This window comes from Subtercola sp. RTI3 (assembly GCF_035018625.1).
Classification (GTDB): Bacteria; Actinomycetota; Actinomycetes; order Actinomycetales; family Microbacteriaceae; genus Subtercola; species Subtercola vilae.
The window spans coordinates 1-10,948 of sequence record NZ_JASJXO010000078.1 but is presented as its reverse complement, the minus strand read 5'-3'; the positions used below and the strand labels follow the sequence as shown (position 1 = coordinate 10,948).

The 10,948-nt window shown below is 58.6% G+C and carries 7 protein-coding genes; 1 reads left to right on the top strand and 6 read right to left on the bottom strand.

From position 1 onward, the window contains the following. Nucleotides 1-163: 163 nt before the first annotated feature. The 6 genes from QN358_RS17965 to QN358_RS17940 form a co-directional block, all read right to left on the bottom strand. Complete coding sequence (locus QN358_RS17965; protein WP_323513172.1) at nt 164-1,462, bottom strand: ROK family protein; 1,299 nt, start codon at nt 1,460-1,462, stop codon at nt 164-166. Further along, nucleotides 1,459-2,913 carry a glycoside hydrolase family 5 protein gene (locus QN358_RS17960; protein ID WP_323513171.1) on the bottom strand — a complete coding sequence of 485 codons (1,455 nt, stop codon included), beginning with the start codon at nt 2,911-2,913 and terminating at the stop codon, nt 1,459-1,461. Before QN358_RS17960 ends, QN358_RS17965 begins: the two co-directional genes overlap by 4 nt. Nucleotides 2,914-2,916: 3 nt before the next feature. Then, nucleotides 2,917-3,834 (bottom strand): carbohydrate ABC transporter permease, encoded by a 918-nt coding sequence (locus QN358_RS17955; RefSeq protein WP_323513170.1) that lies wholly within the window; start codon nt 3,832-3,834, stop codon nt 2,917-2,919. Continuing rightward, a complete protein-coding gene (locus tag QN358_RS17950) occupies nt 3,821-4,699 on the bottom strand; it encodes a sugar ABC transporter permease (protein WP_323513169.1) in 879 nt (292 codons plus the stop codon). The genes QN358_RS17955 and QN358_RS17950 overlap by 14 nt, the downstream gene beginning before the upstream one ends. A gap of 75 nt (nt 4,700-4,774) precedes the next feature. Next, complete coding sequence (locus tag QN358_RS17945; RefSeq protein WP_323513168.1) at nt 4,775-6,034, bottom strand: extracellular solute-binding protein; 1,260 nt, start codon at nt 6,032-6,034, stop codon at nt 4,775-4,777. Nucleotides 6,035-6,065: 31 nt separating this feature from the next. Next, nucleotides 6,066-7,526, bottom strand: a complete 1,461-nt coding sequence (locus QN358_RS17940) for a GH1 family beta-glucosidase (protein ID WP_323513167.1) — start codon at nt 7,524-7,526, stop codon at nt 6,066-6,068. Nucleotides 7,527-7,782: 256 nt separating this feature from the next. On the opposite strand from QN358_RS17940, the gene QN358_RS17935 reads away from it, so the two are divergent. Continuing rightward, entirely contained in the window at nt 7,783-10,614 is a 2,832-nt protein-coding gene (locus tag QN358_RS17935) for a discoidin domain-containing protein (protein ID WP_323513166.1), read from the top strand. Nucleotides 10,615-10,948 lie beyond the last annotated feature (334 nt).

Here is a 10,948-nt window from a genome sequence, read left to right as displayed (position 1 = left end):
ACGGAGCCTGAAGTACGCCAAACCCCCTCGAAAATCGCGCCTACCGTACTCCAAGCTCCGTTTTCTCAAGGGCCCCCGATGACGTTCGTGTTGAACACCGCGGCCGCGTCGGGTCCATCGAGGTCTTATGCGGAGGGGCGTTGTTACGTTGGTGGAGTCGTCGCTAGTCTGTGGGAGCGGCAATGAGCGCCTCGATGGGCATCAGCGCCGCGCCTAGCGCTACGGTGTCGCCGCCGAAGCTAGATGCATGGAGTTCGAATTGACCACCGGGGCGCGCCAGAGCGTTTGATCGGATTGTTCGTTCAATCCGTGGGGCCAGGCTTTCCATGAGCCGGTTCCCGACCCATCCGCCGATGACGACACGTTCCGGGTTGGTCAGGTTGACCATGCTACCCAAGGCCGCGCCGAGCGTGTCGACGATGTTGGCTACGATCGAGGCGGCGGTTTCATCCCCGGCTGCTGCAGTGTCGATAAGGTCGCCCAGGGCCCGCCAGCCGGTGCCGTCGAATCGACCTCCTGCGTCTTCCCATTCGGTGAAGATTGCGTCCGCGCCGAGGTACGCTTCTACGCATCCGTTGCTACCGCAACGACAGGGTCGACCGTTCAGTTGTACTTTGGTGTGCCCCCATTCGGTTGCGCTTCCCACTGCCCCGCGGGTAAGTGCTCCGTCGGTAATGACTCCCAGTCCGACGCCTCGGCCGAGGAGCGCGACTAAGGCGTGACTAACGCCTCGTGCTGCGCCGAACCAAAGTTCTGCCTTGGCCTGGGCTTTGGCACCGTTGTCGGCGAACACGGGAATGTCGCCTTGGATGAGTTCGGCTATTGGGATGGCAGGCCAGTCGAGGCTTTGAGCGTAGAGCACTTGACTGCCGTCCGCTTCGGTTTCGACGAGGCCTGGCAGTCCGAGTCCGATTCCGAGAACGCGATCCCAACGGTGAGGGTTTCGTGTGTGAAGGGCAGATATGGCCTGGTTGAGGTCGTCAGCGATGCTACCGGCAGGTTGTGATTCGGTTCCGCCGCTGAATTCACGGTCGACGCGGTTCATTCGGAAATCGAACAGTTCGACGGCGACTCCGCGTTCCCCGACGTCGACGCCGATGGTGTATGCGCTGTCTGCGCGGGGCGCGAGGAGGGAGATTGGTCGGCCGCCGCGGGAAGACTTTGATCCGGTTTGCTCGATGAGGCCTTCTTGGGCGAGTTCGGTGACGATGTTGGTGGCGGATGCCATCGAAAGGCCGCAATTGGTGGCGAGAGCGGTTCGTGTGGTTTCGCCGGCGAGGATGATCTGTTTGAGTACGGCTCCTCTATTACTCTGCCTGAGTGACGTTACTGTTGATGCGCCCGGTGAGAAACGGGGCGGGCGGCGGGTGTTAGGTTCGACGCTCATCGTAGTTCGACGATACCAATGGTGGACCTCTGTTGGGCTTTCGGCCCGCTTGATATAGCCGGTTTCGGTACTCATAGTGTTTCCTGCTCGGCTCGGAGATCGAGGCTGAGGAGCCGGGCCGTTGTGAGTGCTCGCACGGCCAGGTGGTCTTCTTCCCAGGTCACTGCGAATGAGGCCGGGTCGTCGGCGTTAATCGTCCACGCCGACGGGCGTGTCTCAAGCGGGAACCTGATGACCGCTCCTGGGTCGATTTGAATGTGCGGCACTTCAGAATCCCGATATGGTTCGCCCGCGGTGTGATGCCATAAGCCGTCTGTTTCAGCTGTCGGCGAGAAGCGGGTGGGCGCTGTCGCATCAGCCTCGATGTAGCCCCACGCTGGGATCCGTAGAGGGTGACGGCCGAATAGGGCGTTGATGACGTCGGGCCGGGCGGAGCAGTTGACGAGTGCAATATTGTCGAGGAACTCGTTAAGGATTCGTTGGGCGGTGTCGGGTTCGAGGTTGGCGTCCTGGTCGATGATCAGGTTCCAGTCCGCGGGTGGGCGCACCGATATGGGGGAGGTGCGGGTGTCGAGTTTCTTCCACGGCCAGAAGTTCCAGCCAATGTTGTGCTGCTCATAAAGGCGAGTCGCTGCGTATATCCATTCCGGGGTGTTCTCGCCGCCCTCGCCCATATAGATCGGCAGGCCGAGCCTGTCACGGGCTTCAAGATACTCGGCGATGCTTGAGCGTTCCGGTGGGCACCAGTATCGGTGGAATTGCAGAGCAGAGTTCGGGTCGATGACGTCAGTGAAAATTGACCAGTTTGTTGCCCAGTGCGAACCCTCGTAGACGATGAGGTGGTCGGGATCGATCTCACGGATCGCAGTGGTGAGCTCTCGATAGAGATCGACGAGTTCATCCGCATATATGTGCTGCCATTCGTTGGGCAGGGGTTCGTTCAGTAGGTCGTAGCCGAGGACGTGAGTACGGTCACGGTATCGGCGGGCGAGTTCTTGCCACAGTTTCACTGTTTGCTTGCGGTAGCGGTCGTTCATGAACAGTTCCGGTTTCAGGCGGGGAGAATCGTCAATGTTTGTTCCTGTTTGCCCGCCGGGCGCGCCATGCAGATCAAGGAGGATCCACAGATTGTGTCGTTCACACCATTCGATGGCCCGGTCGATGAGCGTGAACCCGGATTCGATCCAGTCGCCGTTGTCGTCCATGAGGCCTCGCGAATTGAAAGGCAGCCGCACGTGGTCAAAGCCGTGCTCGGCGATTTGTTGAATGTCAGCCTCGGTTATAAACGTGTCACGGTAGCGTGTCCAAAACTCGTCCGCTCGTTCGGCACCCACGGTCTCAACGATTCGTGCCTCGATCTGCCGCGGTGAACTCATCTCATCGCCGAACTTCCACATATAACCCTCCGCGAGCAGCCAATTCCCCAGGCCCATACCGCGAAGTAGCAGCGGAGCGCCGGTACCGTCAACAATTTGCGCGTGCCGAGCGTGTACGAAACCGCTGAAGCGGGTGTAGTTTGTCATCATTTCCTATTTCAATCCGGAAAGCGCGAAGCCTTGAACGACGTAGCGCTGGAAGACGACGAAGATGACCAGGATGGGCACCACCATCAGCGTCGCAGCGGCCATTTGAAGGGAGGGGTTGGTGGCGATTTGCTGATTCAGCAAAGCGATCCCCACGGAAAGGGTGTAGAGGCGTTCGTCGTTGGCGATGATCAGAGGCCAGAGGAAACTGTTCCAGCTGGCGATAAACGTCAAGATGACTTGGACTGCCAGAATCGGTTTCGACAGAGGCAACACGATCTGCAGGAAGATCCTGAATTCGCCAGCCCCATCGATCCGGGCCGCTTCCAACATCTCGGACGGAAGAGTCGACATGAACTGCCGGAAGAGGAACACACTGAAGCCGCTGACCAGCGTGGGGAGGGCAATCCCGACAAGGGTGTTGGTCAATTTCATGCCGTTTAAGATGAGATAGGTGGGGATCATCGTCACCTGAACGGGGATCATCATCGTGACCAAGACCAGGAAGAAAAGCCCATCACGGCCGCGGAACGTGAATTTCGCGAAACCGTAGCCGGCCATCGCCATCAACAGCAACCCGATCATGCTGATCAGGACGAGTCCGATCGTGTTCAGCAGGTACCGGCCGAAGTCGAGGTCCTGGAAAAGTTGGACGAAGAAGTCGAGCGTTGGTTCCTGCGGGAGGATCCTCGGCGGGTACGCCACGCTTTCGCTGCGTGGTTTCAGCGAGGAGGTCACCATCCAGATGAACGGGAATGCGGTCGCCAGCGCCCCGATACCCAACACAATGCCGACGATGATGGTCAGCTTGTTTCTGGGACGGCGGGAGGCTTGCCTGCCCTGTTGCGGCAGGTGGGCCGGTCTTTTTCGTTGAATTGCCGGTGGTGGAGTGGTCGCGAGAGAGTGAAGTTCAGTAGTCGACATCGGTTTTCCTTGCACGCAGTTGGGCGAGGGTGATGACGGCGATGATCAGGAAGAGGATCACGGAGCCGGCGCTCGCATACCCGAATTGGCTGCCGCTGAACCCTTTTTGAAAAAGGAACAACGAAATGGACGTTGTGGCGCCGATCGGCCCTCCCTTGGTGAGGACGAACGGTTCATCGAAGAACTGCAGCCAGGCGATTACCGTAGTGATCATCACGAAGAAGATCGCGAACCGGAGCAATGGGACGACGATCGAGATGGTTTTCCGGATCTCTGAGGCACCATCTAACGACGCGGCTTCTAGGTATTCGCGTGGTACGCCTTGAAGAGCTGCGAGGAAGATGATGATGTTCAGTCCGGTTCCTCGCCAGATCGCGACGAACGCTACCGAAAACTTCGCCAGCAAGGGGTTGCTGAGCCACTGCACCGGCGGCAACCCGATGAGAGAGAACAGGTAGTTAAACAGCCCGAACTGTGTGTTGTAGAGGTAACCCCAAACTAGCGCAATAGCAACGATCGCGGTGATCGCGGGTAGAAAGTAGAAGGAACGCAGCGCCCGGTAGAAACGGCTGTTGCTGCGGTTGAGGAGCAGGGCGACGATCAGTGATGAGAGGACGACCGAAGGCACACCGATGAGGGCGAAAAAAACGGTGTTTCCGAGAGCTTGCCAGAAGGCGGGATCTGCGAAGAGGTGGGTGTAGTTATCGACACCAATAAATTTGATCAGCGACCAGTCCCCTAAACCGGCGAGGTTCATGTCTGTGAAACTGACGAGACCGGCGACGAAGATGGGAAGCACGCCGAAGGCGAGTAGGAGAAGTGTTGCAGGTGCGATGAGCACGTAGGGGGTCGCGCGAGTCTTCATGGGTATCTTCGATCCTCGTATGATCTGGAGGCGGAACGGAAGGGTGCTTCCGCCTCCAGACCACGGGTGATGGGGTTACTTAACCGACTGACCGGCCGTGGATGCGTACAGTGCGCTGAGTGTGCTGTCTCGATCGGCGTGGTTGAGGACAATCGAGTTGAGGCTGTCGAGCAAAGCCTTGCCTGTGACACCGTCCCAGTTCGGGACGAGGGGCAGCAGCTTGGCGTCCGTCAACTGTTTTGCGTACACCGCGAACAAGGGGTCCGAGGCGAGGGTCTGATCAGCTAGAGCCGTTTTCACGGTGGGAAGGTCGCCGTCTGACTTGTACCAAGAAACCTGCGTTGTAGGGTCGGAGAGGTAGTTCAGCAGTTGCAGGGCGCCGTCTTTGTTCGCGGTTTTAGCGAACACTCCAAGATTGGACCCGGCAAGTAGCGACGTTTTAGCGTCTGCTCCTGGCAGTGGAACGGCTGACCATTTCCCGGCCAGATCAGGGCTCGCGGCCGTGATCGCAGATGCGAGATAGGGGCCACTGACGACCATCGGGGTGGTGCCGGAGGTGAATCCCTGTACCTGGTCGAAGTCGCTGTTCGTAGGTACGCTGCCGTCCGCGTACAGGCCGGTGTAGACGTCGACCGCCTTGTGGAACGCGGTCGTGTCGAAGTTGATGTTGCCGGACGTGTCCACGATATTGCCGCCCTGATCCCAGGTCATCTCGACGGGCAACGCGCTGTCCCACTGCGGAATGTAGTAGCCGTAGTTGCCTGAGCCGCGAGCGGTGAGAGTTTTCGCATCGGCTCGTAGCTCGTCCCACGTCGCCGGCGGTTTCGAGATACCGCTGGCTGTCAGAATATCGGAGCGGTAAAAGAGCACTCTTGTGTCACTCACCCAGGGGAGGCTGACTACTTTTCCGCCGACAGCGGTGGCGTCACCCGAGGCACCGGCAACGAATTTGTCAGCGCTGAGGTTTGGGTAGTTGACGAGAGTGGACTGGTCCAGGTTCAGCAATGCGCCGGTGTCGGCGAAGGAGCGGATCTTCGAGACACCGATCTGAACGACGTCTGGGCCATTTCCGGAGGCAACTGCGGTGGTGAGCTTCTGATCGATGCTGTCCCAGGGGATGGCGACAGCGTTCACTTGGATTCCGGTGCTCTTTGTGAACGGTTCGACGAGAGTCTCGAATTTCTTCGAGCTGTCTCCCATCACCCAGACGGTGAGAGCTTTTCCGGAGGAGGAGGAAGGGTCGGAGGCGCTGCCGGAGCAGCCGGAGAGTGCGAGGATGCTGGCAGCCGCAACGGCCACCACGGGTAGCATCCATTTGGTGCGGGATCTCGACATTGAGGTGTTCCTTTCGATTCGGGTTGACGTGTTAGGCGGAGGTGTAGTTTCGGGCATTGAGCGCATGGTGGGCGCCGATCAAAGCGGTGTACCATTGTGCGCTGAGTTTCGGGATTCTTTCTTGGGTGCGGTAGTCGACGTAGACCAGCCCAAAGCGTTTGCTGTAACCCTCGCCCCACTCGAAGTTGTCGAGGAAAGACCACACGAAGTAGCCCTTCAAGTTGACACCTGAAGCGATGGCTTCACCGGCTGCGTCGATGTAACGGCGCAGATAGTCGACTCGTTCAGTGTCGATGACGTGCCCATTCGGGTCGACGTAGTCGTGGTAGCTGGCACCGCTTTCGGTGACATACAACGGCAGGGTCGTGAACTCGCTGGCAACTCGCTCAAGAACGGCGGTCATGGATTCCGGGACGACTGACCAGCCGAACGAGGTCGTCGCTGGCTGCGCGGGGACTTCTCGTACCGAAAATGGTGCCGAAGGGTCGTTGTGGGCGATGACGCGCTGGTAATGATTGATGCCGGCAAAATCCAGCGGCGCGTGAATGGTAGCTAAGTCGCCGGGCTCGATTGCGTCTTGGAGGCCGTAGTCGTCCAGAGCGGCATGAACGGATGACGAATATCGGCCGTGGAACACTGGCTCGAGGAAAACACGATTGCTGATAGCGTCCAGTCGGGCGGCGGCGGCCTGGTCTTCGGGCGACGATGAAGCTGAGTGGATATCGGTGACAATGTTCGTGACACCGATCTGGGCGGAGGGGTCGACCCCGCGAATTCCCGCCGTAGCCAACCCATGCGCGAGGCTGAGGTGATGGGCCGCGCGAACTGCGATATTCAGGTCTCGTCTGCCGGGTGCGTGAGCCCCGGAACCGTAGCCGAGGAACGCGGAACACCACGGCTCATTCAAGGTAATCCACTTCGACGCCAAGTCGCCGAGGGCCAAAACAGTTTGTACAGCGAACTTTGCGAAGCGATACGCGGTCTCTCGTTCTCCCCAGCCGCCGAGATCCTCAAGCTCTTGAGGTAAGTCCCAGTGATACAGCGTGACGTACGGCTCGATTCCACGCTCACGCAGGCCTTGCAGAACTGCCCGGTAAAAAGCAACACCCTCCTGATTTAGCTCACCGCCGCCACCAGGCTGAAGTCGGGACCAAGACACAGACAAGCGGTAGCTCGATACACCGAGCTCTTTCAGCAGATCGAGGTCGGTCGCCCACCTGTAGTAATGGTCGCAAGCGATATCCCCCGAATCGGCGTTCCTCGTGCCTCCAGGGCGGTGCGAGAACGTATCCCAAATGCTGGGTCCACGGCCCCCCTCAGTCGCCGCACCTTCAATCTGATACGCCGCCGTCGCGAGCCCCCACGCAAAATCGGCAGGAAAGTTGCCGAGATGATTAATTGAGTGACCTTCGACACCCGAGTGCGAACCCTTCGGACCTCCCGTCTGCTCCACAGTTGCACCACGATCGTGAGTGTTCATCGTCGAAGTCATCGAGCCTCCTTTGGCTTATTACACTTCTTACTATAAGTCGCAGCAAAACTCTATGCAAGCTTAGAGAAGCTGATTACTCTACGTGTGTATGTAGGACATCCAGTTAATGGTTCCGCGTAGCGAGCCATTGCCTACTTATTCTATGACTTAGTTTAAATCCTGGACAATCGGGACATTGAGCGGCACACTGATGTAGAAATTATGAGAGTTCGTGGCGTTCACATCCCTGGAACGCCCGTTCTGATCAAGGAGGATCATGAAGAAAAGATCGGTAATAGCGATCGTCGCCGCGATCGCGCTGAGCGGGGCCACTCTAGTGGTGGCCACTCCCGCGCAGGCAACAGCCATCGGTGCCAGCGACTTTCTCAAAGCTTCCGGTTCGGTTCTGAAGAAGTCCTCCGGTACCGGGTCAACAGTCAATCTGCGTGGAACGAACCTCGGCGGGTGGCTGACCCAGGAAGATTGGATGTCACCACTTGGCGAGTTCGCAGTCGACCGCACCGGATGGACCGCAACCGCATCGTCAGGTACAGCATCAAACGCGATTGACGGAAGCGGAACAACACGGTGGACGACGGGCGTTCCTCAAAGCGGAAGCGAGTGGCTCCAGGTCGATCTCGGCGCTCCTACCCTTTTCAACCGCCTCTCAATCGACGACCGAAACTTCGCCGGCGACTACCCACGGTCATATTCCATCGCCGTTTCCGCTGACGGCAGCACCTGGACCAGCGTCGCGGCAGCCCCGGGCGCAGACTCCGTAACGACCGCAACATTCACCGCCCAAGTGGCACGATATGTAAAAATCTCCCAGACCGGATCCTCAGCCAGCTGGTGGTCTGTGGGTGAACTCAACCTTTTCAGCGACACCGTGCTCAATAACAGCACGATCACCGCGTCATCGTCGGCGCCGGGCACGACACCTGGTGCCGCAATTGACGGCAACCTCGCAACCACGTGGAGCACCGGTGCGGCACAGACGACCGGGCAGAGCTTCACCCTCGACCTTGGTCACAACGTCGACGTCGGAAAAATGCTCCTAGACTCCGGCGCCTCGGCCCCAAATGATTACCCTCGCACCTGGGATGTCTACGGATCAACCGACAACACCAACTGGACTCAAGAAGCCACCGGGTATGGCAGCAACCGCATCGTCACACCCGACTTCCAAGGATCAAAAACCGTTCGCTACCTGCGTGTCACCCAAAGCGGCACCGCGGCACAATGGTGGACAATCGCCGACCTCGCCGTATACGCCGGGTCAAGTATCGACCGAACCGGCTGGAACGTCACCTCATCAACCGGCGGACCAACAACAGCCCTGACGGACTCCGACGTCACCACCCGCTGGACCACAGGCACAGCGCAGACCCCGGGACAGTGGATCCAGGTCGACTTCGGGGCGAAACTCACCTACAACAACGTCACCCTCGATACCGAAAAAAACTCCACCTCAGCACAGGACTACCCACGAGGCTATACAGTCCAGTCCTCCAACGACGGAACGAGCTGGACCACTATCGCCACCGGCACCGGCACCGTGAAAGCCACCACAATCGGCTTCACGGCAACCAGCAGCCGCTACCTCCGCATCAACCAAACCGCGTCGTCCGGAAACTACTGGTCAGTCGGAGACCTGTCCGTCTCGCTGAACAACGATGACTTCTCACTCCAAGAATCGTTGAACTCACGCTTCGGATCTAGCGGGGCGCAAAGCATCATCGATGCCCACCAGAACAGCTGGATCACCTCGGCCGACCTGGATAACATCGCCGCTCAAGGACTGAACTTCATCCGCGTCCCCATCGGCTGGAACACCTTCTTGAACCTCGACGGAACCTGGAAAGCCAACCCGTGGACAAAGATCGATTGGATCGTCAGCCAAGCAGCAAGCCGAGGCCTCTACGTCTCGCTCGATCTGCACACCCTCCCCGGTGGTGACTGCCCATGGGGCAGCTGCGGACGTGTCGGACCGAACCCCAACGGGTTCTGGGGCAACACAACCTACCAGAGCTGGGTTGAAGGAATTTGGAAAGCAATGGCCACCCGATACAAAGGCAACGCCGCCGTCGCCGGCTACGACCTGATGAACGAACCGCTCGTGGACTACAACGAAAACACGAACGACGTGAACCAGAAAAGCAGCTACTACAACACGCTGTACAACGACGTCCGCGCAATCGACCCAGACCACGCCATCTTCATCGAAGCCTTTTTCGACTGGACAAAGATCGCTGCCCCAACCACCTACGGGTGGAGCAACGTCATCTACGAACTCCACCCCTACGACATGGGTAACGCGAAAGACTGGACAGCGCAAAACCAGCTCGTAACCAATCAACTCGCAGATGCCGCCAATAAGCAGTCCACGGTCGGCGTTCCCATCCTCTACGGCGAGTACTCGCTCTACTACTACGACGATGTCTGGGCCCGCTGGATGGCAGGGCTGAACAATCTGAACGTCTCCTGGTCCAACTGGGACTACAAAGTCCGGGGTACTGACGCTGACGGCTTCGGATACTGGGGCATGTATTACAACGACCCAGCCCCCGTACCCATCATCAACAGCGACGATTCGGCAACCTTCACCCAAAAGTTGCAAAAATTCACCACCTCGAGCTTCACCAAAAACACGGAACTCGACGGCGTCATCTCCAAATACGCCGGCGGCCTAGGAACGTTCAATCCGGCAGTGATCAGCACCACCGGATGGACAGCAACCGCCTCCTCAACCGGCCCCGGCGGAACAACCAGCGGCGGAATAGATGGGAACTCCAGCACCCGCTGGAACAGCGGACAAGCCCAAGCCGGAAACGAGTGGTACAAGATCGACATGGGCTCCACCCACACCATCGCTGAGGTAAACATCCAAACACCAACAAACGCACTCTGGGACTACCCCCGAGGGCTGAAACTGGAAACCTCGACCGATGGCACCACCTGGACCACCGTCACAACAACAATCGGCTACGCGTGGAAACGCACCATCGAATTCACCCCCACAACCGCCCGATACATCCGCCTCACCCAAACAGGAACCGCCCCCCAATGGTGGACCATCGACGAAGTGAGCGTCTACTCAAGCTACTAACGTGAAATAGAACACTGTTTTGGGACCGGGAAGCATCAAAACCCCGGTCCCAAAACACTCTCAAAAAGAATCATGCGGCTGATTCGTTTTCGCTCGTTTCCATCAAATAGTCCCGCCGCCGACGCGAGGTCTGGACGGCTACAAGCCAGGGTTACTGCCCTAGGGTCACGCCGGGAACTTTCAGCTGCCTTCGTAAGCCAGCCGAACACCCGTTCTTGCGCCTGCTGCTGGCGCTGCTCGACGAGTCTGGTTCCGCACCCCGGATCTGGTCAAGCAGGAAATCTGGGGCCACCTCTGCTGTCACTACGCGATCCGAACCCTGATGATCGAGGCT